21 protein-coding genes are annotated in these 24,480 nt (G+C 62.0%); 13 read left to right on the forward strand and 8 right to left on the reverse strand.

The features are described 5' to 3' along the window. Positions 1 to 28: 28 nt before the first annotated feature. Positions 29 to 2,263 (reverse strand): NADP-dependent isocitrate dehydrogenase, encoded by a 2,235-nt coding sequence (locus tag ACUTR7_RS02750; protein WP_013802520.1) that lies wholly within the window; start codon positions 2,261 to 2,263, stop codon positions 29 to 31. A 620-nt stretch (positions 2,264 to 2,883) separates the two neighbouring features. On the opposite strand from ACUTR7_RS02750, the gene ACUTR7_RS02755 reads away from it, so the two are divergent. The 6 genes from ACUTR7_RS02755 to ACUTR7_RS02780 all read left to right on the forward strand — a co-directional run bounded on the left by ACUTR7_RS02755 (position 2,884) and on the right by ACUTR7_RS02780 (position 10,229). Beyond that, entirely contained in the window at positions 2,884 to 4,293 is a 1,410-nt protein-coding gene (locus ACUTR7_RS02755) for a GntP family permease (RefSeq protein ID WP_034393326.1), read from the forward strand. Between the two features lie 304 nt (positions 4,294 to 4,597). Further along, complete coding sequence (locus tag ACUTR7_RS02760) at positions 4,598 to 5,635, forward strand: aliphatic amidase (RefSeq protein WP_012205469.1); 1,038 nt, start codon at positions 4,598 to 4,600, stop codon at positions 5,633 to 5,635. A 72-nt stretch (positions 5,636 to 5,707) separates the two neighbouring features. Beyond that, complete coding sequence (locus tag ACUTR7_RS02765; RefSeq protein ID WP_099733698.1) at positions 5,708 to 6,565, forward strand: CbbQ/NirQ/NorQ/GpvN family protein; 858 nt, start codon at positions 5,708 to 5,710, stop codon at positions 6,563 to 6,565. Between the two features lie 12 nt (positions 6,566 to 6,577). Beyond that, on the forward strand, positions 6,578 to 8,308 hold the full coding sequence (locus ACUTR7_RS02770; protein WP_445608059.1) for a nitric oxide reductase activation protein NorD: 1,731 nt from the start codon (positions 6,578 to 6,580) through the stop codon (positions 8,306 to 8,308). Positions 8,309 to 8,388: 80 nt separating this feature from the next. Continuing rightward, positions 8,389 to 9,537, forward strand: coding sequence for a transporter substrate-binding domain-containing protein (locus ACUTR7_RS02775; RefSeq protein ID WP_013802527.1), 1,149 nt, complete (start codon positions 8,389 to 8,391; stop codon positions 9,535 to 9,537). 2 nt (positions 9,538 to 9,539) lie between these two features. Then, positions 9,540 to 10,229, forward strand: coding sequence for an ANTAR domain-containing response regulator (locus ACUTR7_RS02780; protein ID WP_097202439.1), 690 nt, complete (start codon positions 9,540 to 9,542; stop codon positions 10,227 to 10,229). 87 nt (positions 10,230 to 10,316) lie between these two features. Here the strand turns inward: ACUTR7_RS02780 and ACUTR7_RS02785 are convergent, their stop codons facing one another. Continuing rightward, on the reverse strand, positions 10,317 to 11,447 hold the full coding sequence (locus ACUTR7_RS02785; protein ID WP_445608060.1) for a collagen-like triple helix repeat-containing protein: 1,131 nt from the start codon (positions 11,445 to 11,447) through the stop codon (positions 10,317 to 10,319). 344 nt (positions 11,448 to 11,791) lie between these two features. On the opposite strand from ACUTR7_RS02785, the gene ACUTR7_RS02790 reads away from it, so the two are divergent. After that, positions 11,792 to 12,856 carry a hypothetical protein gene (locus ACUTR7_RS02790; protein ID WP_445608061.1) on the forward strand — a complete coding sequence of 355 codons (1,065 nt, stop codon included), beginning with the start codon at positions 11,792 to 11,794 and terminating at the stop codon, positions 12,854 to 12,856. Between the two features lie 597 nt (positions 12,857 to 13,453). On the opposite strand, the gene ACUTR7_RS02795 is transcribed toward ACUTR7_RS02790, so the two are convergent. The 3 genes from ACUTR7_RS02795 to ACUTR7_RS02805 form a co-directional block, all read right to left on the reverse strand. Then, positions 13,454 to 14,389 (reverse strand): BclA C-terminal domain-containing protein, encoded by a 936-nt coding sequence (locus ACUTR7_RS02795; protein WP_445608062.1) that lies wholly within the window; start codon positions 14,387 to 14,389, stop codon positions 13,454 to 13,456. Positions 14,390 to 14,551: 162 nt separating this feature from the next. Continuing rightward, the gene (locus ACUTR7_RS02800; protein WP_216293195.1) at positions 14,552 to 14,953 is read right to left on the reverse strand and encodes a hypothetical protein; all 402 of its coding nucleotides are present in this window, start codon (positions 14,951 to 14,953) and stop codon (positions 14,552 to 14,554) included. Between the two features lie 765 nt (positions 14,954 to 15,718). Further along, entirely contained in the window at positions 15,719 to 16,441 is a 723-nt protein-coding gene (locus tag ACUTR7_RS02805; RefSeq protein WP_445608063.1) for an IPTL-CTERM sorting domain-containing protein, read from the reverse strand. A gap of 127 nt (positions 16,442 to 16,568) precedes the next feature. Here ACUTR7_RS02805 and ACUTR7_RS02810 point away from each other — a divergent pair, with 127 nt between their 5' ends. Continuing rightward, complete coding sequence (locus ACUTR7_RS02810) at positions 16,569 to 16,766, forward strand: hypothetical protein (protein WP_445608064.1); 198 nt, start codon at positions 16,569 to 16,571, stop codon at positions 16,764 to 16,766. Between the two features lie 155 nt (positions 16,767 to 16,921). Further along, the gene (locus tag ACUTR7_RS02815; protein ID WP_445608065.1) at positions 16,922 to 17,152 is read left to right on the forward strand and encodes a hypothetical protein; all 231 of its coding nucleotides are present in this window, start codon (positions 16,922 to 16,924) and stop codon (positions 17,150 to 17,152) included. Positions 17,153 to 17,289: 137 nt separating this feature from the next. On the opposite strand, the gene ACUTR7_RS02820 is transcribed toward ACUTR7_RS02815, so the two are convergent. Beyond that, positions 17,290 to 17,940, reverse strand: a complete 651-nt coding sequence (locus ACUTR7_RS02820) for an HD-GYP domain-containing protein (RefSeq protein WP_445608066.1) — start codon at positions 17,938 to 17,940, stop codon at positions 17,290 to 17,292. A 42-nt stretch (positions 17,941 to 17,982) separates the two neighbouring features. Here ACUTR7_RS02820 and ACUTR7_RS02825 point away from each other — a divergent pair, with 42 nt between their 5' ends. After that, positions 17,983 to 18,189 carry a hypothetical protein gene (locus ACUTR7_RS02825; protein WP_445608067.1) on the forward strand — a complete coding sequence of 69 codons (207 nt, stop codon included), beginning with the start codon at positions 17,983 to 17,985 and terminating at the stop codon, positions 18,187 to 18,189. 557 nt (positions 18,190 to 18,746) lie between these two features. Here the strand turns inward: ACUTR7_RS02825 and ACUTR7_RS02830 are convergent. Then, positions 18,747 to 19,028: a hypothetical protein gene (locus ACUTR7_RS02830; RefSeq protein ID WP_445608068.1), complete on the reverse strand. Its 282-nt coding sequence runs from the start codon at positions 19,026 to 19,028 to the stop codon at positions 18,747 to 18,749. Between the two features lie 423 nt (positions 19,029 to 19,451). Here ACUTR7_RS02830 and dusA point away from each other — a divergent pair, with 423 nt between their 5' ends. The 3 genes from dusA to rsxB all read left to right on the forward strand — a co-directional run bounded on the left by dusA (position 19,452) and on the right by rsxB (position 22,744). After that, positions 19,452 to 20,462 (forward strand): tRNA dihydrouridine(20/20a) synthase DusA, encoded by a 1,011-nt coding sequence (dusA, locus tag ACUTR7_RS02835; protein WP_445608069.1) that lies wholly within the window; start codon positions 19,452 to 19,454, stop codon positions 20,460 to 20,462. A 168-nt stretch (positions 20,463 to 20,630) separates the two neighbouring features. After that, complete coding sequence (locus ACUTR7_RS02840) at positions 20,631 to 22,004, forward strand: polyhydroxyalkanoate depolymerase (protein ID WP_034393218.1); 1,374 nt, start codon at positions 20,631 to 20,633, stop codon at positions 22,002 to 22,004. Between the two features lie 23 nt (positions 22,005 to 22,027). Further along, positions 22,028 to 22,744 (forward strand): electron transport complex subunit RsxB, encoded by a 717-nt coding sequence (rsxB, locus tag ACUTR7_RS02845; protein ID WP_065347008.1) that lies wholly within the window; start codon positions 22,028 to 22,030, stop codon positions 22,742 to 22,744. Positions 22,745 to 22,852: 108 nt separating this feature from the next. On the opposite strand, the gene ACUTR7_RS02850 is transcribed toward rsxB, so the two are convergent. Continuing rightward, positions 22,853 to 24,391, reverse strand: a complete 1,539-nt coding sequence (locus ACUTR7_RS02850; protein ID WP_445608070.1) for a methyl-accepting chemotaxis protein — start codon at positions 24,389 to 24,391, stop codon at positions 22,853 to 22,855. Positions 24,392 to 24,480 lie beyond the last annotated feature (89 nt).

Raw genomic sequence — 24,480 nt, forward strand, 5'->3', positions numbered from 1 at the left:
TGCCGGGGCCAGGCCCCGGCACAGTGGCTTACAGCAGCGCGTCGATGGCTGCGTTGAACGTGGCGCTGGGGCGCATCACGGCATCCATCTTGGCCACGTCGGGCATGTAGTAGCCACCGATGTCCACGGCCTTGCCTTGCACGGCGCGCAGCTCTTCGATGATCTTGGACTCGTTGTCGGCCAGTTGCTTGGCCAGCGAAGCGAACTTGGAGGCCAGTTCGGCATCTTCCGTCTGCGCCGCCAGGGCCTGTGCCCAGTACAGGGCGATGTAGAACTGGCTGCCACGGTTGTCCAGCTCGCCGGTGCGGCGCGAAGGCGACTTGTCTTCGTCCAGCAGCTTGCCCGTGGCTTCATCCAGCGTCTTGGCCAGCAGCTTGGCGCGGGCGTTGTCGTTCTTGATGCCCAGGTCTTCCAGCGACACGGCCAGTGCCAGGAACTCGCCCAGCGAATCCCAGCGCAGGTGGTTTTCCTCCACCAGCTGCTGCACGTGCTTGGGAGCCGAGCCGCCGGCGCCCGTTTCGTACATGCCGCCGCCGGCCATCAGGGGCACGATGGACAGCATCTTGGCCGAGGTGCCCAGTTCCATGATGGGGAACAGGTCGGTCAGGTAGTCGCGCAGGATGTTGCCGGTCACCGAGATGGTGTCCAGGCCGCGGGCCACGCGCTCCAGCGTGTAGCGCATGGCGCGGACCTGAGACAGGATGTGGATTTCCAGACCCGTGGTGTCGTAGTCCTTCAGGTAGGTGTTGACCTTCTTGATCAGCTCGGCCTCGTGCGGACGATAGGGGTCCAGCCAGAACACGGCAGGCATGCCGGAGTTGCGGGCACGCGTGACGGCCAGCTTGACCCAGTCGCGGATGGGAGCGTCCTTGACCTGGCACATGCGCCAGATGTCGCCCTGCTCCACGTTCTGGCTCATCAGCACTTCGCCGGTGGCCAGATCGACGATGTTGGCAACGCCGTCTTCCTCGATCTCGAAGGTCTTGTCGTGCGAGCCGTACTCTTCGGCCTTTTGCGCCATCAGGCCCACGTTGGGCACGGTGCCCATGGTCTTGGGGTCGAAGTTGCCGTGCCACTTGCAGAAGTTGATCATCTCCTGGTAGATGCGGGCAAAGGTGGACTCAGGCATCACGGCCTTGCAGTCATAGGGCTTGCCGTCGGCGCCCCACATCTTGCCGCCCTGGCGGATCATGGCGGGCATGGACGCGTCAACGATCACGTCGTTGGGCGAGTGGAAGTTGGTGATGCCCTTGGCAGAGTCCACCATGGCCAGCGCGGGACGGTGTTCCTGGCAGGCGTGCAGGTCACGGATGATCTCTTCGCGCAGCGAGGCGGGCAGCGTCTCGATCTTCTCGTACAGCGTGGACATGCCGTTGTTGACGTTCACGCCCAGCTCGTCGAACAGCTTGCCGTGCTTCTCGAAGGCTTCCTTGTAGTAGATCCTCACGCAGTGGCCGAACACGATGGGGTGCGAGACCTTCATCATCGTGGCCTTGACGTGCAGCGAGAACAGGATGCCGGCGTCGCGGCAGTCGTCCAGTTCCTTTTCATAGAAGTCGCACAGCGCCTTCTTGCTCATGAACATGGAGTCGATGATCTCGCCAGCCTTCAGTGCCACCTTGGACTTGAGCACCACCGTCTTGCCGCTCTTGGTGGTCAGCTCCATCTTGACGTCGCGTGCAGCGTCCAGCGTGATCGACTTTTCGCCGTGGTAGAAGTCGCCGTGCTCCATGTGCGAGACATGGGTTTGCGACCACTGCTTCCACTCGCCCATGGAGTGGGGGTGCTTCTTGGCGTAGTTCTTGACGGCGGCAGGAGCGCGGCGGTCGGAGTTGCCCTCGCGCAGCACGGGGTTCACGGCCGAGCCCAGGCACTTGCCGTAGCGTGCCTTGATGTCCTTTTCCTGATCGTTGGTCGGATTCTCGGGATAGTCGGGCAGTGCGTAGCCCTTGCCTTGCAGCTCCTTGATGGCAGCCGTCAGCTGGGCCACGGAGGCGCTGATGTTGGGCAGCTTGATGATGTTGACATCGGGCTCCAGCGTCTTCTTGCCGAGCTCGGACAAGGTGTGGGCCACGCGCTGGTCTTCGGCCAGGAATTCGGAGAACTCACCCAGGATGCGGTGGGCCACGGAGATGTCGGCGGTCTCGACATTCACGCCGACGGGTGCGGCAAAGGCGCGCACCACAGGCAGGAAGGCACTGGTGGCAAGGCGCGGAGCCTCATCGGTCAGGGTGTAGATGATGGTGGGTTGCTGCGTGCTCATCTCTTGTCTCAGGTAGTGAAAAGGTAGGGGTCGCGCCGCAGGCCGTCGAACCGGGCATCCGCTAGGGGAAACGGGGCCGGTGCAGCCTGAGGCAGTAGGACCGTCACGCAATGCCCCGTCGCGCCAGCATGCTGCCCCGGCGTTTTCTGCAATGCGATCCCACAATACAAAATTCTAAGCGGAACCCGCCATATTTTTTAAGTCTTGTAGAAGACTTAGGGTTTTACAGCGGCATTCGGGACCTGTTTTCACAGGGAAACGGCTTGCAGCCCCCGCGTTTTCTACCATGCAAAAAATGCTGTAGCGTGACGGACACGCAAGCGGAGCAGACCCCCCGGGTCAAACCCAGAGCCGATACATCCAGAACGATTCATCGTGCTCGAAGCGCCGCGCAAACTCCCCCGGCGGAAACCCCGTGATCTGGCGCTGATCAAGCGCACTGCACGGCCCATATGGGCACCTGCGGCTGCTGCTGCAACCGTGCGGCGATGCCCGTGAACACGGGTAAACGTGGCGATATATTGCGCCAAATCATCTACAAAGCACGCCAATTACGCCAAATTGTCACCCATCCGCATTTATTCTGTCTTTTTGACTAGAACCACTGGACTGGAGACGATTTGAGTACCCTGGCAATCGTGATTTCATTGGCGGGACTGATGTTCCTGGCCTACCGAGGCATCTCCGTGCTGCTGCTGGCCCCCCTGATGGCCGCCGTGGCCGTGCTGCTGTCCGGCGACCTGGGCCACATGCTGCCGCTGTACACCAGCACCTTCATGGGCGCCCTGGGCAACTACATGCTGCAGTTCTTCCCCGTGTTCCTGCTGGGCGCGCTGTTCGGCCAGTTGATGGCGGACTCGGGCGCGGCCACCGCGATATCGCACTGGATCATGCGCGTGCTGGGCGAGAAGCACGCCATCCTCACGGTGGTGCTGGCCTGCGCCGTGCTCACCTATGGCGGCGTGTCGCTGTTCGTGGTGGCCTTTGCCATCTATCCGATTGCCAAGTCGCTGTTCCGCGCGGCCCATGTGCCCAAGCGGCTGATACCGCCCACCATCGCGCTGGGCTCGTTCACCTTCACCATGACGGCGCTACCGGGCACGCCGTCCATCCAGAACGCCATTCCCATTCCCTACTACGGCACCAATGTGTTCGCGGCGCCGGGCTTGGGCATCATCGGCGGCATGACCATGCTGGCCCTGGGCCTGTGGTGGCTGCAGTCGCGCGCGGCAAAGGCCCGCGTGGCCGGCGAAGGCTACGGCGACCATGACGATGCCGTCGAGCAGGGTCTGCATGAAGAAAGCGATCCCGCCCTGCACAGCCGCCGGGACCTGCCGCTGCTGCTGGCCCTGCTGCCGCTGGTGCTGGTGATCGCGGTCAACGCGCTGCTCACCTACGGCGTGTTCCCGCAGATGGATTTCGGCTTTCTGAAGGAGCGCTTTCCTGCCGTGGACCCGGCCAAGCAGACGGGCCTGTGGGCGCTGATCATGGCCCTGGCCGTGGCCTGCGCCGCACTGGTGTTGCTGGGCCTGGGCCGCTGGCGCAATCTCAAGGAGTCGGTGAACAAGGGCGTGCTGGGCTCCATGCTGCCCATCTTCAACACAGCCTCGGAAGTGGGCTACGGCGCGGTCATCGCGGGGCTGGCGGGCTTTGCCATCATCCGCGAGGCCGTGCTCAATGTCGCACCTCACAACCCGCTGATCTCCGAGGCCGTAGCCATGAACGTGCTGGCTGGCATCACGGGGTCGTCGTCAGGTGGCCTGTCGATTGCGCTGTCCACGCTGGGCAAGGACTACCTGGCCATGGCCGCGCAACTGGGCATCAGCCCCGAGCTGCTGCACCGCGTGGCCGTGATGGCGGCCGGCTGCTTCGACACCCTGCCGCACAGCGGCGCCATCATCACGCTGCTGTCCATCTGCGGCCTCACGCACCGCCAGTCGTACGGCAACATCGCCATCATGACCATTGGCGCGCCACTGCTGGCCCTGGTGCTGGTGATCACGCTCGGCACCATGTTCGGGTCCTTCTGAGGGACCAGGGCGCAGAGCGCGCGCGGAAAATACCACGGCATCGCGCCCGCCACAACCGGCATATGACGTATATGCGCGGGGCGGGTGCATGGCAACAATGCATGCACGGCGATAAGGCATCGCCCCGATTCATTCCCGCATCACCGACAAGACGACATCCGCTGCCAAAGCTGCCAGCGCCGATGTCGGGCAACAAGGCCCGAACCGCTCCCTGACCCGGAGCGGTTCGGGCCTTTTTTTGTTGGCCGGGAATCGAAGGGGCGATGCGGCAAGCCGCCCCCTCAACCCCTTCAGGAGCAGCAGCATGAGACACGGAGATATTTCCAGCAGCAACGATTGCGTCGGCGTGGCGGTGGTCAACTACAAGATGCCGCGCCTGCACACCAAGGCCGAGGTGCTGGACAACTGCCGCAAGATCGCCGACATGCTGGTGGGCATGAAGCGCGGCCTGCCGGGCATGGACCTGGTAATCTTCCCCGAGTACTCCACGCACGGCATCATGTACGACGCCAAGGAGATGTACGACACGGCCAGCGCCATCCCGGGGGAAGAGACCGAGATCTTCGCCGACGCCTGCCGCAGGGCCAACGTCTGGGGCGTGTTCTCGCTGACGGGCGAGCGCCATGAGGAGCACCCCAACAAGGCGCCCTACAACACCCTGATCCTCATGAACAACCAGGGCGAGATCGTGCAGAAGTACCGCAAGATCATGCCCTGGGTGCCCATCGAGGGCTGGTACCCGGGCGACTGCACCTATGTGAGCGAAGGCCCCAAGGGCCTGAAGATCAGCCTCATCATCTGCGACGACGGCAACTACCCCGAGATCTGGCGCGACTGCGCCATGCGCGGCGCCGAGCTCGTCGTGCGCTGCCAGGGCTACATGTACCCGGCCAAGGAGCAGCAGATCATGGTCTCCAAGGCCATGGCCTTCATGAACAACTGCTACGTGGCCGTGGCCAATGCGGCGGGCTTCGACGGCGTGTACTCGTACTTCGGGCACTCGGCCATCATCGGCTTCGACGGCCGCACCCTGGGAGAGACCGGCGAGGAGGAAATGGGCATCCAGTACGCCGAACTGTCCAAGCACCTGATCCGCGATGCGCGCAAGAACGGCCAGTCGCAGAACCATCTGTTCAAGCTGGTGCACCGCGGCTACACCGGCACCATCAACTCGGGCGACGGGGACAAGGGCGTGGCCGCCTGCCCCTACAACTTCTACAGCCAGTGGGTCAACGATCCCGAGGGCACGCGCGAGATGGTGGAGTCCTTCACACGCACCACCGTAGGCACGCCCGAATGCCCCATCGAAGGCATTCCGCACGAGGCGCCCAAGCACCGCTGACAGCGCCCTGCCTCCGAGCCTGCAGGCCTGGGGGCAGGCCCGCCCATGAACACGCAAAGGTGAAGAGTGAAGATGAGCACGACAACAACCACAGGCCCGCTGCACCCTCCTGCCAACCAGGCCGCCGACCCGCTGGCGGCCTACCGCATCGAGGAAGAACCCTTCTACCGCCCCTCGGGCCGCGAAGTGCAGCTGTACCGCCAGGCCTACCAGCACCGCATGCCGCTCATCCTCAAGGGCCCAACGGGCTGCGGCAAGACGCGCTTTGTGGAGTACATGGCGTGGGCGCTCAAGCGCCCCCTGGTCACGCTGGCCTGCAACGAGGACATGACGGCCTCCGACCTGGTGGGCCGCTACCTGCTGGATGCCGACGGCACGGCCTGGCACGACGGCCCGCTGACCCTGGCCGTGCGCCACGGCGGCATCTGCTACCTGGACGAAGTGGTGGAGGCCCGCCAGGACACCACCGTCGTCATCCACCCGCTGACCGACGCGCGCCGCGCCCTGCCGCTGGACAAGAAGGGCGAGGTGGTCCACGCGCACCCCGACTTCCAACTGGTGGTTTCCTACAACCCCGGCTACCAGAGCAGCGCCAAGGACATGAAGCCATCGACGCGCCAGCGCTTCGCGGCGCTGGACTTCGACTACCCGGCGCCCGAGATCGAGGCGGACATCGTGGCCCACGAGACCGGCATTGCCCCGGCCACCGCTCGCAGCCTGGTCAGCCTGGCGCGCAGCACGCGAGAACTGCGCCACCGGGGCCTGGACGAAGGCGCCTCCACCCGCATGCTGATCTACGCGGGCCTGCTGATGCGCGACGGCATGCCGGTGCATGACAGCTGCGACATGACCATCACCAGCGCCCTGACCGACGACCCCGACACCGCCGCCGCGCTGCGCCAGCTGGTCGAAGCAGAGTTCGGCGCCTGAGGGCCGCGCGCCATGGCCATCGTCTCCGTTGCCTTGCCCGAAGAGTATCGCCTGCTGCACACGCTGGGCCTGCTGGCCAGCGGCCTGGCGCGCCGGCCTGTCGCCGTGCAGGCGCTGGCCAGGACGCCGGCCAGTGCCCCGGCGCCGGGCCAGGCCCACGCCCTGCCGCCGCGCGCCGTGCTGATCAGCCAGCCTGCCCGGCTGCTGATTCCCGCCAACTTGCCCATGCAGGCACACCTGTACGCAGCAACGATGGCCCATGCCGCAGCCCATCTGCGCTTTTCGCCCGCCCGCCAGGACAGCCGTGCCCTCAAGCCCATGGGCCAGGCCGTGGTGGGCGCGCTGGAAGATGCGCGCGTGGAGCGGCTACTGTGCCTGCAGCACCCCGGCGTGCGCCGCTGGTTCGAGGCCTGCATCGCACCCGAGCCCCACCCATCCGACCTGGGCTTTGCCGCCTTCATGGCGCGGCTGGACCGCATGCTGCTGTGGCCAGACCGTATGGACGGCAACCACTGGATCCACAAGGCCCGTGACCTGTTCGAGAACACCGCCACGCGCCATGGGCTGGAGGACTACGCCGCATTCCGGGCCATTGCCTCCATCCTGGCCAACGACCTGGGCCAGATGCGCGTGCGCATGGACCCCCAGCACCATGCCGTGCCCAGCATCTACCGTGATGACAACAGCTATCTCTGGCAGCATCCGGAGTCGCCTCAGGGCGAGGAAGACACACTCGCGCTGCAGCAGTCCGCTGCGCGCGCGGCCCCTCCTCCATCGGCCGGCGCAGGACAGCAGTCCGATGCACAGGAAGGCCAGTCGCTGGACCCAGGCCTGGAACTGTCGCGCCACAGCTATCCCGAATGGGACCGCAGGTCGGAGCGCCTGAAGACGGACTGGTGCACCGTCATCGACACCCTGCCCGCATGGCAGGCCGAGGCTCTGGCCGGCAAAGGCTCCCACGCCGGCAGACAGACAATGCCGCCCCTGCCGCTGCCGCCCGCACGCCAGATGGACCGGCGCCAGCGCCTGCGCCGCCAGTGGGAAGGCGATGACCTGGACTTCAATGCCGCCATCGAGGTCCAGGTGGACCGCCGCCTGAACCTGCGACCGGAACCTCGCCTTTTCATGCGGGCCGGCAAAGGCCCGCGCCCCACCAGCCTGCTGGTGCTGATGGACGCTTCCGAATCGGTCAACACGCCCGGCCCCCACGGCGCCAGCCTGCTGGAGCTGGAGAAACAGGCGGCCCACATGCTGGCCGAATCGCGCGCAGGCCACAGGACCGGCGTGGACCGCCTGGCCATCCACGCCTTCTCGTCCAACACGCGCGCCGAAGTCCGCTACCTGCGCCTGCTGGACTTCGGCCAACCCTTTGCCGCAGCAGCGGTCACCCGGTTGCAGGCACTGCAGGGCCGCCATTCCACCCGCCTGGGCGCCGCCCTGCGCCACGCCAGCAGCCTGCTGGCGGCCGAGCCTGCTGGCCAGCGCCATCTACTGGTGATCACCGACGGAGCACCCGCCGACATCGACGTGCATGACGAGCGCTATCTGATCGAAGACGCGCGCCACGCCGTGCAGCAGGCCCGCGCCGCAGGCATACGCATCAGTTGCCTGGCCGTGGACAGCCAGGCAGACGGCTATGTGCGCCATATCTTTGGCGGGCGCAACTACGGCATTGCCGACGACGCACGGCATCTGCCAAGGCGGCTGTCCCAGATGGGCGCAAGGCTCGCAGCCGGCCGCTGACCACGGCAAGCGCCACGGAAATCTCGATTAACCTGAAGCCTGCAAAGAACGCACGCCAGCACCTGGCACAGAAGGAACCCATGAACGACCCCGTCAGAGTCGGCATTCTTTACTCGGCCACCGGCACCACATCGACCATCGGCCAGTCCCAGCTGCAGGGCGCGCAGCTGGCCATCGACGAAATCAACGAGGCGGGCGGCCTGCTGGGGCGTGAACTGGTGGCAGTGCGCTACGACCCGGCCTCCACGCCGGCCCGCTATGCGGCCCTGGCCGAGCAACTCATCGTGCGCGACGGCATCAACGTCATCTTCGGCTGCTACATGTCAAGCAGCCGCAAGGCCGTCATCCCCATCGTCGAGAAATGGAACAAGCTGCTGTTCTATCCCACGCTCTACGAAGGCTTCGAGTTCTCGGGCAATGTCATCTACACGGGCGCCGCGCCCAACCAGAACAGCGTGCAACTGGCCGACTACATGACCAGCAGCTTCGGCGCGCGGGTCTACCTCATCGGCTCGGACTACATCTACCCCTACGAGTCCAACCGCATCATGGGCGAGCTGGTCATGCAGCACCCGGGCAGCGACAAGCTCGGTGAACACTACCTGCCCCTGGACGCCACCGAGCGCGACTACGCGGCCATCATGCAGGACATCCGCGCCAGGCAGCCGGACTTCATCTTCTCCACCGTGGTCGGCGACTCCACGGCCAGCCTCTACCGCGCCTATGCCGATGCAGGCTTCAATCCGCAGACCATGCCGATTGCCAGCCTCACCACCTCCGAGGCCGAGATCGCCCAGATGGGCGCCGATGTGGCGGCCGGCCACTTCACGGCCGCGCCCTACTTCCAGTCCATCGATTCGCCCGCCAACGCGCGCTGCCTGGCCCGGCTGCGCCAGCGCCTGGGCGACGACTGCCGGCCCAACCTGTGCTGGGAGGCCGCCTACTTTCAGATGCACCTGTTCGCCAACGCCTTCCGCCAGGCCGGCAGTGACCGCATAGGTGAGCTGCTGCCCCATCTGCTGGGCAGCGAATTCGACGCGCCCCAGGGCCGCATCCGGCTGGACCCCGACAACCACCACACCTGGCTGCACCCGCGCGTGGGCCGCGCCAATGCACAGGGCGGCTTCACCATCGTGCGCCAGGCCACCCGGGCCGTCTCGCCCGACCCCTACCTGGTCACCCACTCCCTGGGCGACTGGACCGCCAGCCTCGGTGCCCTGGAGAACTGAGCGTGGATGCCGCCCCGAACAAGGACACCGGCAGCGCTGCCACAGGCCGGCCGCTGCTGGAAAGAAAACCGCTGCTGCGTGCCACCTCGCCCCAACTGAAGGAACTGCGCCAGCTGCGCATTGCCGTCGTCCACCCCGACGACGCGGACGGCCGCCTACTGGCCCAGCAGCTGCAGCGCATAGGCTGCCAGGTCCAGGCCATCTGGCCGCCCCAGCCCAGCCTGCCCGAGGGCACGGACGTGGTCTTCCTGGCCGTACGCCCCGATCACCTGCAGTTGAACTACGCCTGGACCCAGGGCGAGGGAGAGAGCCCGCCCACCGCCATCGCCGTGGTCAACTACGAGAACCCCACCATCGTCTCCGCCGTGCTGGAGCTGCAGGTGCAAGCCATCCTGCCCTCGCCCATCCGCTCCTTCGGCCTGCTGTCCACATTGGTGCTGGCGCGCAGAAACCACAAGGAATCACGCCAGCAGCAGCAGCGCATCGCCAAGCTCCAGGCCAAGCTGCTGGGCCAGCGCCGCGTGGCCGAAGCCAAGGCCATCCTCATGCAGACCCACCAGATCAACGAAGACCAGGCCTACGACATGATCCGCGCCCAGGCCATGAGCCGGCGCAGCTCGGTGGAGGAGATTGCCCAGGCCATCGTCCATGCGAGCGAAATACTGTCGCTGGGCAAGGGCGTGGGAGGATGAAGGGGCCGGGGCATCGCACGCCTGCAGATGCCCCTCTCGCGGATGCCCTCCAGGGTGCCGGGCAGGAGCAATGTGACGAATGAGGCGCTATTGGCACATCGCCGATGCTTCGGCTGCCAAGTCCTTATAGACCGTGTATTGGCAAGTCCACTTATCCGGAGCAGACGAATACCCCCCCTCGAAGTAGCTTCCGCCTCGTCCCGCCGTGACGCGGCATCCTCCGCTGACAACCGTCTTACCGGCCGAACAGGAGGCAGTTACTTCGACAGCGGCGTCAGTGAAGTCGGCAAACGCCCAGGATCCAGTGTTGATCACCTTGGTCAAGGTCACCGAACCTGCCCCAGACGGACCTTGCAAGCCTTGTGGTCCATCGGCGCCGGTCGGTCCCGTCGCCCCGGTTGGCCCGGTGTTGCCTGTCGGACCCTGCGCTCCCTGCAAACCCGTGGAGCCCGCCGTACCGGCCGTGCCTGCCGTTCCCGTCGCCCCTGTTGCCCCCGTCGGCCCGGTGGCGCCGGTAGAGCCCGTCGCGCCAATGCCGGTGGCTCCCGTGGCCCCGGTCGTGCCCGTAGCACCTGTTGCACCTGTTGCACCTGTGGGCCCTGTCACGCCCGTGGCTCCCTGGACGCCAATTGCGCCTTGAACCCCTGTCAAACCCGTAGCACCTGTTGCGCCCGTCGGTCCGGTAGGACCCGTTGCACCTGTTGCACCCGTGCCATTGGTCCCCGTCACACCGGTAGCCCCCGTCGCCCCCGTGGTGCCAGTCGCACCTGTGGGCCCGGTGGCACCCGTGGCGCCGGTAGCTCCAGCGCCCACACCCGCCGCACAGTGCACCAGCTGCCCCGTAACACCGTCAACACACAGCAACTGAGAGCCTGTGGCTGTATCGGCGGGCAGGGCTGGCACCAGTACCTCGCCAGTACGCTGGACCCTCAGGCGCTCGGCACCCACGGAGTTCTTGATCACGAAATCGCCATTGGCAGGCAGCGTGATGGAGACATCGGCCGCGAGGGCGGCAGGCGCATGCAGTCCGGCGCACGAAAGCAGGGCCAGCAGCAGGGCGGGAACGGGGCGATGATTGTGGTTCATAGGTTTTTCAGGAGCGGGGGGCGAATTGCGCTGGCGACGCAGGGCCATGCCACCGAGCAGCAGACTCATCAGCATCAGTCCACAGGTGTTGAGCGTGGGAATGCTGGCGGGCGATGTCACCAGTACAGGCATTGCACGCCTGATGCAATTTGTGACTCCACGCACACCGAGCACAGGAGCTCGGCTTGCCGAAGCCGGGCAGATGATGAGTGAGAAAATGATTCTCACGTAAGAAAAATTAACAATTGATTAATGAGTATCACATCAAAACAACTATCAGCCACTCAAATCACATGAAATTCCAACCAATCCGTCTCGCAGCCGGTTCAAGCCTGGAGGAAAGCAACCCATGATGGCCTCTACCGCTCTGCAATCAGACTGGCTCGATGCCCCCAAGATTGACAGATTCATGCAGCGGAATATCTGCCCGGCAAGTGCTTCATCACCAGGCAAAAGCATGGGTACAAGCGGGCGGGATGACACAATCGCCCGACCACATCTCAGAACGTGAGAGAGCAATGACAGATCTAAAGAAGTTGCAAGAAGACAGAGAATCGGAAAGCAACGCACCCGAAAATCATCTTGAGCAGAGCCCTGCAGCTCCTGTCGATATCACGCCACACACCGCAGGCTTGAGTGGATCCGTCGCAGGACGTGACTATAAAGCTCTGGACCGGATGAGAGCGGCCTTGAATGCAAGCATCTCCGTCTTGTCGCCTGAAGAACTTCTCAGGGATGAGCCTGCTCAATTGCCACAGAGCCTTCCGAAACCTGAACTCCAATCGACAAAATCAGGCTCCCAAGACTCATCGCCATCGCCACCCAAAGAAGCAAACATATCTCCACAACAGACTTCAGGCCGTTCCAAATATGGTTCATTCAACCAGTCTTATCTACTTGGTGGAAAAACACCTACTCAAATAGCTAATCATTCCGGCATCACATCGAAAAACTCAAACCCCGCCAGCTCCACAAACAATAAAAACAGGGAAATTCATGCTTCGCCGGAAATTCCTCTTATCGAGTTCAACGGAAAAATAAGCAGCCCCATCGCGACCAAATCAAACCCTGCGATTAATATCAAAAAAGCAGAAAAGCCGATCTCCAAAAATACACCAGATCATCAGATAAAAATTCAGAAAACACCTGACAGCCACGCCAAAAAAAGCACTCCAATTCAACCCATACCGCTCAAATTACTATCCAGAGGGGGAGACACCCAACCCCGTCAACAAATAACAGGATCGACGCCGTTCGGCCACATGCTGGAGGAGCGGCGAAGGGAACAGGAAGAGCGCGAAGACAAAAGAACCGAGTACGCTAGGCGCAGCGCGATAGCCTCGGAAGCAGCGTTGCGGGCAGAAAGAAATCGCACGCTGGAAGCGCAAAAAGAAGCCGCCTTCTACCGTAATGAGGCCGCCCGCGCAAAGGACGAGGCAATGCTCGCTCGCAAAGGCATGTGGTTGGGACTGATGGTGGCCTTGGCTTGTGTGTGCGCTGCCATCCTTGCTTACCTGATAACCGCGCCGCACACCTGTTGAGCGGCTTTGCACCATGACCCAATCCGGCCAGCCCCGGACAGGCCACGGCTGCTGCACCCATCGCTTAGTTACAGCTCCTAACTGTGCTTCGGGCTGTCTTCATGTGCTCACCTATCGGGGTAGACCTCTGCCTAGCTCAGAAGCCTTTGAGCAGAAGGACACATCGAATCACTTTCGAATATCCCCTACCCATGGGTTCGCATCCAACAAATTAAAAGTTCGATCCACCGAAATATGCATAAGAGAGAAAGATTTTACAATCAACAAACTGCAGCGATAGCCACGCCTCTAGTATTTTCTAAATCATGCATTTGCCCTCGACTTCTACCTACTTTGGACAGATTTTGGTCAAAGTGGATGGTCTGGTTGGTAGTCTTGCACTCAGCGTTGGAAAGCTCTTCTGCAAGCCCTCGGTAGAAATGTATGGACCCGAACCCGGGACACATCTATTTCACCACATCATCTTTCCTCAGATACCCGTAGGCCATTTCCTCTCTCTGGCATTTTTTTATCAAAAATACTATTCCTTAGGCCACAAATCCACACAACAAAAAATAAAGCGAGATATACATCTCGCTTTATGAAAATCCAAATATGCTAATCGCTTAATTTTTCCGCGATTAGAGCAGCACCGCTACCTGACTGCAAAGTCACCACCCCAAGCATATCAAAGAATTGAACCCTCAGTGTATCGCCGGCAGCCAAAGCCAAAATTGATTCACCATCGAACCTTGAAACGCTGGTCGTTGTATTCTCTGTAAGCGCCGCAACTGGCGTACCATTCAACAAAACCCTTGCTGAAACAAGCATATTGGCGTTAGTTTTAATAGAATATTTAACCCTATACCTGCCACTCGAAGGGACAGTAAACATCGTATTTAAACCATTAACCATGAATCCAGAGAGATTCTGCGACTGAGGCAATGGAATATCGGTACCACCGAGAACCACAGCTATTACGGCACCGCTTGTATTGTGAGCAGCCATTGAGGTGGCAGTAGTTCCTCCAGCCCCTGCTGGTCCGGTGGGGCCTGTGGGACCAGACAAGCCAATATCACCCTGCGCCCCCGTCGGACCTTGAAGGCCCGTGGCACCAATGGGGCCTTGAGCGCCTGTCTGGCCCGCTGGGCCTTGAACGCCAGTCGGACCTGTGGGTCCCGCCGGGCCTGCCTGGCCGGTGGCGCCGGTCGCGCCTGCCGGTCCTGTTGCACCGGTCGCTCCGGTTGCTCCCGTCGGACCCGGGTTCCCCACAATCGCGCCTGCTGCGCACTTGCCCAGTCGCCCCGTCGCGTCGTCATAGCAAGCCACGCTGCCAGCCTCCGTTGTATTGGACAGGTTGGGCAGATATACATCGCCTGTTTCCATTACCCGGAACCGCTCTGCATTGCCTGCATTGTTCTTGATGACGAATCCACCATTGGCCGGCGGTGTGATGGTGATGTCGGCGCCGCCAGGAGCCGCCATCGAAGCACCACTCAAAACAATGGATACGGCGAAGGAAACAGAGCGCAGCGTAAATTTCATGGTTTTCATGGTCGTGAATGTTGTGTAATCGGCGTTGCGGAGCGCCGGCCAACGCCGGCTTGGTTTTGCCGCTATATCCTTCACATAGAACCGCGGGCTCATTCAAGCCCATCAACGGGACGGGAGTAGAGCCACGAGCAGCTTTCAGCAAGCTGCTCATACAGCTGCGTACTACTGGAAGACCAGCGGGGACGTGATCGTCGCCGGCAGCCCCACAAGTGCGGGGGTGATGGTCTGCAACTGCCAGGCATGCTGGGTGCTGCTGGAGGTTCCGCAGGCCGGATTGTCGATGCCAGTGATGCCGCTCATGGCCGCAGACAGCACGGTTCCATTGGACTGCGGTGCAGAAGCCGGAACCATGAACGATGCCAACGAACCGGACCACACCAGCGTCTTCGCATAGATAGATGCGGGTGTGGAGTTCCCCGAATTGAGGAAGGCTGTACCTGAGCAGAGATTGCCGCCACTGCCTTGGTAGTAGATTTGGCCGTTGGGGACTGTGCCGTCCCACGACATCACAAGCAAATGTCCTGTACTGGTCACGATCGTGATGCTGCTGCGAGTTGCGCTCAAGACCTTTCCAAGAACGTTGTTGGCACCGTCCACCAACTGCACCCCGCCGCTGCCAGCAGGACCCGTCGCGCCGGTGGCGCCAGTGGGGCCGGGAATTCCCTGAATCCCTTGATTGCCTTGAGCGCCCTGTGCCCCTTGGGACCCCGTGGGGCCAACCGGCCCAACGCCTCCAGTCGAACCCGGAGCGCCCTGCACGCCTTGGATTCCTTGAAGGCCCTGCGCCCCGGTGGATCCGGTGGGGCCGGTCGCTCCGGTTGCACCCGTCGCACCTGTGGGGCCTGCCGCACCGGTGGCTCCTGGTATGCCAGCGCCAGTGGGGCCGGCAGGGCCGACTGCCCCTGTAACCCCCGTAGGACCCATGGGACCTGCCACGCCGGTCGCTCCAGGCGTACCTGCGCCGGTAGGCCCGGTAGGACCGACAGCTCCTGCAGCTCCCGCAGGACCAGTGGCCCCCGTCGCTCCTGCGCCCACGCCTGCCGCGCAGGGCATGAGCTGCCCAGCGCCGTCATGGCAAGTCACATGGGTGCCGGAAGCCGATGTTGACGGCAGCGCAGGGATCAGAACCTGGCCGGTGTCCTGGACGCGCAGGCGTTCCTGCCCAGCCTGGTTCTTGATTACAAACCCGCCGCCGGCAGGAGGCGTGAGAGTGATGTCAGCCGCCAAGGCGCCAGCCGCATGCAGCGCTGCAACGGAGGAGAGAGTGAGGATCAGCCAGGGAGACGCAGCAGTTGGTTTTTTTCGCATGATTCAGGAAATCGCAAAGGTTCAAAAAGATGTCTTGCAGATTGCGCGTGCATCGCGCCGTGGAGCCGACGACCGCTTGCGCTGCACCCAAACAGCGATGGACATCAGCAGGGAAAGAATCATCAGCCCGTACTCGCTCAAGGTCGGAATGGCGGCTGTGGAAACCGGCGCGCCGATCTGCACATTCGCTGGCACAGTGGCATTGCCACGCACTACCGTCGCTCCAGGGCCAAGGTTGATGACAGCCGTGCCGCTGGCCGCCTGCAGTACCACCGGCTGGCCAGGCACGCCCTCAATGGTCAGAGTGCCGAGCACGGTAATGTTGGCCCCGACGGGAAGAACGAAAGTGCGCCCACTCGTGCTCTTGATGGTCAGGTTCTGCACCACGAGTGTTCCGCTCAGCTGGCTCGTGTTGCCTGGGTCGCACCCATCGCGCAGCTCTATCGTGTTGTTCCCCGCATTCAGCGACCCATTGATGTGCAGGTCACCGCCCACGGACAGCGTTCCGCCGCTGCTGGTGATGGCTGCCGTGCTTCCAAAGGTTGCTGAAGAATCCACAGTCAGCGCCCCCCCGAGATCCAGGGTCCCTTGCATGTCCAACGAGGAGCAGGACAGGTCAACAGAACCGCCAGGGGGAACGACCAAGGAACTACCGGGAGGGTAGGACCATTGAGCTGCGGCGTTGGAGCACAGTAAAAGTGCAACACCTGCTGCGCTCAGCCAGCGGGAAATTGAAAAATTCATCAGGGAGGCTCCGGTAAGGCCGAGACCCACCTGACGTGGATCCGACTCAAAAAAGTATCAAACATTGTCAACTGAAACAAAACGCGCTTCATTAAAGAAACTTATCAAGAAGTCGGTTGCATTTAGCATGCAAACTATCACTTCTGTTTTTACAAACACGTTTTGCACTTCTTGGCTCAGGAGGCGTACCGTCGCAGCGGCGGTGGCCGCGGGCCCGGCAGGCATGCTGGTGTCCGGCTTTGCCCTTGGTGGTACAAGAGGTGTCCGTATCGTCGTCGCCCTCTTCCTGGATATCGATGGCACCACAACTCACGCCATGGGCTGATTTTGAAAACTCATTATCAAATAAATGAATGGTTTCCAAACTCTGTCAATTTTTGTCTCGCCTGCACAAAAGAATAATCATCAACATAGAATCTGGTTGCGCTCAAAAACACAATGAGCCCCAATGATAAAATCCCCAACTGAAAGAGACATATTATGATTGAAGGCGGATGGTGGAAAGCCTACACAAAAAATGGCAGGTATGTAGGCCATATCGAAGGAGACGAATTCATCATGGGCGCCACCAGGATCTTATATCGAGTGAGCGACAACAAGCTCTATTCAACAGAAGCGCCTCCATCACATATAGCAGATATATTGAAAAATCAAGCAGTCACGTTGAATGGTGAAATTCTGCTGAAGTTCTTCAAGGCAAGGAAACCCTGATAAATGGACTTATTTGCGTTAACATTTAGTAACAAGGACAGTTTCCACATCGGAGCATCCAGACCAATCTTCAATATTCCCCTTTAGCCCAGGAATTCATAGGATTCAATAAAGACGTTTTATGAGAAAAACCCGCATCATGCGGCCACCGTCATGGCACGAACCGGCAACTTGCGTCCAAGATGAACACGTAGTTGTATTCTGTGAATCAACTCCTCAGTCAAAACCCGACCTGCAGTGAGTAAAACCAAACCCTCTCCAGACATAAAATCCTGGGCCAAGACCATTCCAGGCTTGAGATCTGAACAGCGAATATAAAATGGTGCAGGATCAACAGCGGGCGTTGCCTGCAGCAGAATCTGCAAGAATGCATCGACTACCTCAGGGTCGAATTGCGTACCCCTGCCATGGGATATTATGGTTCTTGCCTCTGCCGGAGTGAGAGATTTACCGTTCAAATGTCCTATTGTCAGGTCATCATAACAATCTGCGACTGCGATTATTCGCGCACCTACTGGAATATTTTCCCCTTTCAGCCCATCCGGGTAACCTGCGCCATCGAAACGCTCATGATGGCCTCTGACCAAAGTGGCAACCCCATGTGCGTCATCTATTGACAGGAGCAGTTGTTCTCCAAAGCTGGAGTGGGTTCGATATTTCTCCAGCTCTTCATGGCTTAAGCTGGTCACTGATTTATTCAACAACCCGTCGGGCAGCGTTATGTGTGCAATATCATGAATCAACGCAGCGACAAAGGCATTTTGCTGCTCACTTTCGTCAAGCTGCATGATATTTGCCGTTCATCGAGTCAGGTCGGCCACGCGTCGAGAATGGCCGGCAAGCGCCCCTCCTCGCCACTCCAGAAGATTCGAGAACATCCGGATTGTCGCCAAGAAACTCCTCTTGAGCTTTCTATGTGCTTCCAGAAGCTCGTCGTCATGCTCGTGCGCAGCATTCTCCAGCTTCGAACTGAGTTCACTCAACTCTTTCACCAGCGTCCGATTTCTCTGTTCGAGGCGAATATTTTCCTGGCGTGAAATCCTTTGCTCATTCAACTGTTCAATAGTCGCCAAAAATTGACGCTATCCCATGGACTGATAATATGACGGCACAATCCCAATAAGCGCCCAATACCTCCCCCAGCGTTCCCTCTCCCGCCTTCATCCAAAATAATCACGGAAATATTGCACGATTGGACAATCAATTCTTCCAATCACCTTCCGCCGTCCACGTCAAGCAGCCGCGTGTTGCATATAAGCAAATCAACACGCCTCCTTTCGAGCACATTCTGCACATCAGATTCGCTCGCCACCCAACTCAGCTCATACCCGGCTGGATCAAGCAATAGGCTTAACCCTGAAAAATCCTCCATCCCAGGGTCCGCCAGCAATGCTTGCAAGCGCGATTGGGGCGAGAATGAGTCTTGTTTCCTCATGTCATTCATTCAATTTGCCTCAACTGGTTAAATACATAATGCAATGCTCAAAGCACATGTAGAACTTGCCACAAAATGCATCCGGAAAAATAGAATTTTTTCAACAATCCGCAATGACTGAAGATCAAATTTATCTAACGCACTTCTTTTTTCCAAAACTCAAACTATCCAGAAGCAAGCTGGACGCGATATGTGAGTAATGTGCATGCTGGAGTTTGATGCTGGAATGCTTCCGGCTTTTGCAAGCACCACTATGCTTGCGTGCCAGGCATGCAAGGCCTGCAACTCAGGCTCACGTATTCGAAGATCCGCGCCGGTCTTGCGGCCGATCAGGTGCTGCCCTGCAACCGCACCTGTATCCGCACCTGCAGCCGCCTCGCTACCCGCCTTGGTGGCCGGGATAGGCAGACTGCTGGCCGCCTTGACAGTCCCGGTCTGCATCAACACCTTCCTGCTGGCTACCCGAGCAGCCGCCACGGTGCTCTTCCATTGGCCTTCGTCGCGCCACTCATGGGCCTGGCCGCTTGAAGCCGGGCCAGGCCGGAGGCCGGCCGGCGCGAAGTCCACCTTTTGCTACGACCCCACTCAGTCACGTTTTCGGCCGCGCTGACATAATCCCGCGGCAGCTCCCCCACTGAGACCTTTTTGTGCAGAGCCCGGCCTGAAGCACGCCCCTGCTGCGGCTCGTACCCCCGCCGGTGCAACCATTCGCTGGTCAGAACCTTTCGACTTGCGTGCAGTGATGGCTCCTATTGCATGCCACAAGCCCAATCTGTAGCACCCAGAGCTGGAACAATAGGAAAAGCGGGGTTCCACGGCGTAAAACCAAGAGCAGCCGCCAGAGCAAAAAACCCAATCAGATCAATGACAAACGTAGAAAATCAAGCATCTGCCAGCATGTGGCGCATGTCCGTTGCACCCATGATGGACTGGACCGACAAACACTGCCGCTACCTGCACCGGCTTCTGAGCCGCCACACCTTGCTCTACACAGAGATGGTGACGACGGGCGCTCTGCTGCACGGTGATGTGCCGCGGCATCTGCGTTTCGAGGCCGAGGAGCATCCGGTGGCGCTGCAGCTCGGTGGCAGCGAGCCTTCCGATCTGGCGCAGGCCGCGCGGCTGGGGGCGCAGTGGGGGTATGACGAGATCAACCTCAATTGCGGCTGCCCCAGCGAGCGCGTGCAGCGCGGCGCATTTGGCGCCTGCCTGATGAACGAGGCGCCGTTGGTGGCCGATTGCGTGAAGGCGATGGTGGACGTGGTGGATGTGCCCGTCACGGTGAAGCACCGCATTGGCATCGACAAGGATGAGAGCTACGAGTTCGTGCGCGATTTCGTTGGCACGGTGGCGGATGCGGGCTGCCGCGTGTTCATCGTGCATGCCCGCAATGCCTGGCTCAAGGGCCTGTCACCCAAGGAAAACCGCGAGATCCCGCCGCTGCGCTACGAGATCGTGGCCCGGCTCAAGCAGGATTTTCCGGAACTGACCATTGCCATCAACGGCGGCATCAAGGCCGATGCCACGGTGCAGGAGCTTCTGCAGCAGGTCGATGGCGTGATGGTGGGCCGCGAGGCCTATCACAACCCCTGGTGGCTGGCCTCGTGGGATGCGCTGTACTACGGCGATGCGAGCGTGGAGCACACACGCGAGTCCATCGAGGAGCAGATGGTGGCGTATATGGAGCGCGAGGCGCGCACGCATGGCACGCACTGGTACTCCATCGCGCGGCATATGTTGGGGTTGCGCAACGGGCTGGCGGGGGCGCGCCGCTGGCGCCAGGTGTGGAGCAATCACCAGCTCAAGCAATTGCCGCCTTCAGAGGTGATGCGGCTTGCGCGCACCAAACCGGCCGAGGCGGCGCTTGCCGCCTAGCGCGGGGGACTGCATTGCAGGATGGCCAGGGCTGAGGCGGCCGCTCGCCCAGGCCTATCGGTAAAAACTATCACTTACGCGACAGCATCAAAGGGGTTTTACTACCAATTTTCTTAGCTTGCTGCTGATATATTGCACTGCAACATATCCAAACAACCCCTTGTATCCATGCTCTATCAGCTCTACGAAATCCAGCGCGCCATGGTCGAGCCCTTTGCCGATTTCGCGCAAGCTGCAGCCAAGCTCTACAGCAACCCCCACTCGTTGCTGAGCCAAGGTCCGATGTCCCAGCGCATGGCCGCCGGGTTCGATCTGTTCTACCGCCTTGGCAAGGATTACGAGAAGCCCGAATTCAACCTGCACAGTGTGGATGTTGGCGGCGTTGACGTGACCATCCGCGAGCGCGTCGAAGTGGACAAGCCGTTTTGCGAGCTGCGCCGCTTCAAGCGCTTCTCCGACGACACCGATACGCTGCAGACCATGCTGAGCCAGCCAGTGGTGCTGATCGTGGCGCCGCTGTCGGGCCACTACGCCACGCTGTTGCGCGATACGGTGCAAAGCATGCTGGGCGGCCACAAGGTCTACATCACCGACTGGAAGAACGCCCGCCTGGTGCCCCTGGCCGATGGCGAGTTCCACCTCGACGACTACGTGAACTATGTGCAGGAGTTCATCCGCTACCTGCAGGGCAAATACGGCCAGTGCCACGTGGTCAGCGTCTGTCAGCCCACGGTGCCGGTGCTGGCTGCCGTGTCGCTGATGGCCAGCCGTGGCGAGACGCCTCCGCTGTCCATGACCATGATGGGCGGCCCCATCGACGCACGCCGCTCGCCGACCTCGGTGAACAACCTGGCGCAGAACCGCAGCTTCGAGTGGTTCGAGAACAACGTGATCTACCGCGTGCCCGAAGGCTATCCGGGCGTAGGCCGCCGCGTGTACCCGGGCTTCCTGCAGTACTCGGGCTTCGTGGCCATGAATCCGGACCGCCACGCCAATAGCCACTACGACTACTTCAAGGACCTGATCAAGGGTGACGACGCCAGCGCCGAGCATCACCGCAAGTTCTATGACGAGTACAACGCCGTGCTCGACATGGATGCCGACTACTACCTCGAGACCATCGCCACGGTGTTCCAGGACTACAAGCTGGTCCATGGCACCTGGGAAGTGCGTTCGCCCGAAGGGCAGGCCGAGCTGGTGCGCCCGCAGGACATCAAGGGCAGCGCCCTGCTGACTGTCGAAGGCGAGCTCGACGACATCTCCGGCTCGGGCCAGACGCGCGCAGCGCACGATCTGTGCACGGGCATCGCGGCCGATCAGCGCAAGCACCTTGAAGTGCCGGGCGCCGGACACTACGGGATTTTCAGCGGCAGGCGCTGGAGAGAGATCGTCTACCCGCAGGTGCGCGAGTTCATCAGTGCCCACCAGCCCGAAAGCGCCACGGCCGCCAGCGCGGCAGGTCACACCAGCAGCCTGAGCGATGACGCGCCCTCGGCCACCGAGCAGCCGCGCAAGCGCGGTGCCAAGGTGCAGGCAGGCTGAGCACCGAGCAAGCCCGGCACGCCATGTCCGCCTTCGCAATCCTTGCCCGCGACGATCTGGCAGCACGCATAGACGCGGCGCTGCCGCAGACGCAGTGCACGCGTTGCGGCTACCCCGACTGCGCCAGCTATGCCCAGGCCGTGGCCTCGGGCGAGGCCGGCATCAACCAGTGCCCCCCCGGGGGCGCTGCGGGAGTGGAGAGGCTGGCTGCACTGACGGGCCGGCCCGCTGTCCCACTGAGCGCCGAGCACGGCACGGAAGCCCCGCGCACCGTGGCCGTGATCGACGAGGCCTGGTGCATTGGTTGCACCTTGTGCATCAAGGCCTGCCCCACGGATGCCATCCTGGGCGCCAACAAGTTCATGCATACGGTGATCGCAGCCCACTGCACGGGCTGCGAACTGTGCATTCCCGTGTGTCCGGTCGATTGCATCGAACTGCACAATGCCAGTGGCCCCGCCACAGGCTGGTCTGCCTGGAGCCCCCAGCAGGCCGAGCATGCGCGACAGCGCTATGTGCTGCGCCGAGAGCGTGAACAGGAGCGCGAACGCCTGGGTGCCGCCCGGGCGCAGATGCCTCTTGCATTGGGGGAGCAGGAAATGGCCGACGACGCCAGCCCTTCCACGCCCTGCCCGGCGCCCCCGCTGGCGACCGAAAGCAAGCAGGCCACCATCGCAGCCATCCTGGCCCGCGCACGCGCCCAGCGTGCGGGTGGCGCCTCAACGCCCAACGGGCATTGAGTGAATGCGGGCGGGCAGCGAGACCCGCCTACGCCCGCCAGTACAGGCCTATGGATGGCCATAGATGGTCATAGACCGCCATAGGCACCCACGCAGGCCGTGGCAGGCCTACGCAGCCAGCGCCAGGCTCTTGTAGACCCCGCAACCCCAGTACAGCCCGCCATGCTTGCAGACGAAGGACATCTTGGTCTGTACCTGTTGCGTGGCAGGGTTTCTGAAGTCGTACTCCACCCAGCCTGGGCCGCGCTCGGCCTGGGCAATGATGTCGGCCAGCAGCTGCTCACCCCGCACGCCTGGCAGCTCCTGCACGCGCACGCCCACACGCGCAGGGTTGCCGCCGAAGGCGCGGTAGCTGCCGTCGGCGGCCAGGGCGAACACGTACATATCGCGGTCATGGAAGGGCTGGCCGGGGTCGTTCACGGCGGCCAGCAGTGCCTCGGTGGCCACGCCGCGCCGCGCCAGGCCCAGGGCCGACTCGACCAGGGCCACGGCTTCCTCCGCCGTGCCCTGCTGCAGCCGAAAGCGCGACACCGCCCCTGACAGCATCTGCGCGCGCTGCTGCAGCGCGCGTGCCTGGTCCAGCGCGTGGCCCACCATCTGCGCGTTGTGCTGGGTGATCTCGTCGATCTGGTGCACGGCGCGGCTGATCTCGGCCAGGCCCGTGCTCTGGCTGCCGGTCGATTGCGAGAGCTCGCCCATGTGCTCGGCCACCTGGCGGATGCCTTCGGTCACGCGCTCCATGCCGCGCCCGGCCGTGCGGATCAACTCGGTGCTGTGCTCCACCTGGGTCAGGGCATCACCAATCAGGTGGCGAATCTCGCGCGCCGCCTCCGCCGAGCGGCCGGCCAGAGAGCGCACCTCGCTGGCCACCACGGCAAAGCCCCGGCCCTGCTCGCCAGCCCGTGCGGCCTCCACGGCGGCATTGAGCGCGAGGATGTTGGTCTGGAAAGCAATGCCGTCGATCACGCCGATGATCTCCCGCATGCGCCCGGCGCTGTTCTCAATGGTCTCCACCGACTCCACGGCGCGGCCCATGGCCACCACGCCTTCATCGGCGGCGCCGCGCACGGCGCTGGCCTGGTGGTGGACCACGCCCACCACATCGGCGTTGTGCTGCACGGCGCTGCTCAACTGCTCCACGCTGACCACGGTCTGGGCCAGGTTGGTGGCCTGCAGCTCGGTGCGATCGGACAGCGCCTGGTGCTCGTTCACCAATTGCTGCCCTGCCTGCGCCACCAGGGCCGCGTTGCTGCGCACATCGGCCACCATGCCCGACAGCGAGGTGACCATGCCTCCCAGCAGCGCCTTGGGCGTCTGGACAGCACCGGCGCCCTCCTGCGAGGCTGCCGCCTCCGCGGTCACGCGCTGGCTCAGGTCGCCCTGGGCGATGCCCTGCATGGCCTGCTGCAGCAATTCGCGCTCGCCGATCACCCGCGACCAAAGCCTGTGCATGCCGCCCAGCAGCAGCCCGGCCCACAGCAGCAAGGCACCCCAAACCCAGGGCCCCAAGCCCGCCGAACCGGCCACCAGCGCCAGCGGCGGCCCCGCCAATGCCCACACGGCGCATACAAGGAAGCCGGCCCCGGGGCCGGATGTATGCTTACGATGCCTGTTTCCCACTTTTTCCATGCCAGCGCCTGCCTGCATAGCTGATTGCCTCTCTAGTCATTGGTATCTGGAATTCACCGTTCACGAGGCCCCGCCACACGAGATGGCATGGCCCCAGTCGAGACCAT

The sequence above is a fragment of the Delftia sp. NA_296.1 genome, assembly GCF_052692095.1.

Excerpts from the sequence above, each read along its gene's own strand:
- ACUTR7_RS02820 (WP_445608066.1), bottom strand. The coding sequence starts at position 17,940 with ATGCAGCTTGACGAAAGTGAGCAGCAAAATGCCTTTGTCGCTGCGTTG.
- ACUTR7_RS02790 (WP_445608061.1), top strand. The coding sequence starts at position 11,792 with ATGACACAATCGCCCGACCACATCTCAGAACGTGAGAGAGCAATGACA.
- ACUTR7_RS02805 (WP_445608063.1), bottom strand. The coding sequence starts at position 16,441 with ATGAATTTTTCAATTTCCCGCTGGCTGAGCGCAGCAGGTGTTGCACTT.
- ACUTR7_RS02750 (WP_013802520.1), bottom strand. The coding sequence starts at position 2,263 with ATGAGCACGCAGCAACCCACCATCATCTACACCCTGACCGATGAGGCT.
- ACUTR7_RS02765 (WP_099733698.1), top strand. The coding sequence starts at position 5,708 with ATGAGCACGACAACAACCACAGGCCCGCTGCACCCTCCTGCCAACCAG.
- ACUTR7_RS02840 (WP_034393218.1), top strand. The coding sequence starts at position 20,631 with ATGCTCTATCAGCTCTACGAAATCCAGCGCGCCATGGTCGAGCCCTTT.
- ACUTR7_RS02825 (WP_445608067.1), top strand. The coding sequence starts at position 17,983 with ATGGCCGGCAAGCGCCCCTCCTCGCCACTCCAGAAGATTCGAGAACAT.
- ACUTR7_RS02795 (WP_445608062.1), bottom strand. The coding sequence starts at position 14,389 with ATGAAAACCATGAAATTTACGCTGCGCTCTGTTTCCTTCGCCGTATCC.
- ACUTR7_RS02775 (WP_013802527.1), top strand. The coding sequence starts at position 8,389 with ATGAACGACCCCGTCAGAGTCGGCATTCTTTACTCGGCCACCGGCACC.
- ACUTR7_RS02830 (WP_445608068.1), bottom strand. The coding sequence starts at position 19,028 with ATGCAGACCGGGACTGTCAAGGCGGCCAGCAGTCTGCCTATCCCGGCC.
- ACUTR7_RS02850 (WP_445608070.1), bottom strand. The coding sequence starts at position 24,391 with ATGCAGGCAGGCGCTGGCATGGAAAAAGTGGGAAACAGGCATCGTAAG.
- ACUTR7_RS02770 (WP_445608059.1), top strand. The coding sequence starts at position 6,578 with ATGGCCATCGTCTCCGTTGCCTTGCCCGAAGAGTATCGCCTGCTGCAC.
- ACUTR7_RS02760 (WP_012205469.1), top strand. The coding sequence starts at position 4,598 with ATGAGACACGGAGATATTTCCAGCAGCAACGATTGCGTCGGCGTGGCG.
- ACUTR7_RS02785 (WP_445608060.1), bottom strand. The coding sequence starts at position 11,447 with ATGCCTGTACTGGTGACATCGCCCGCCAGCATTCCCACGCTCAACACC.
- rsxB (WP_065347008.1), top strand. The coding sequence starts at position 22,028 with ATGTCCGCCTTCGCAATCCTTGCCCGCGACGATCTGGCAGCACGCATA.
- ACUTR7_RS02810 (WP_445608064.1), top strand. The coding sequence starts at position 16,569 with ATGCAAACTATCACTTCTGTTTTTACAAACACGTTTTGCACTTCTTGG.
- dusA (WP_445608069.1), top strand. The coding sequence starts at position 19,452 with ATGACAAACGTAGAAAATCAAGCATCTGCCAGCATGTGGCGCATGTCC.
- ACUTR7_RS02815 (WP_445608065.1), top strand. The coding sequence starts at position 16,922 with ATGATTGAAGGCGGATGGTGGAAAGCCTACACAAAAAATGGCAGGTAT.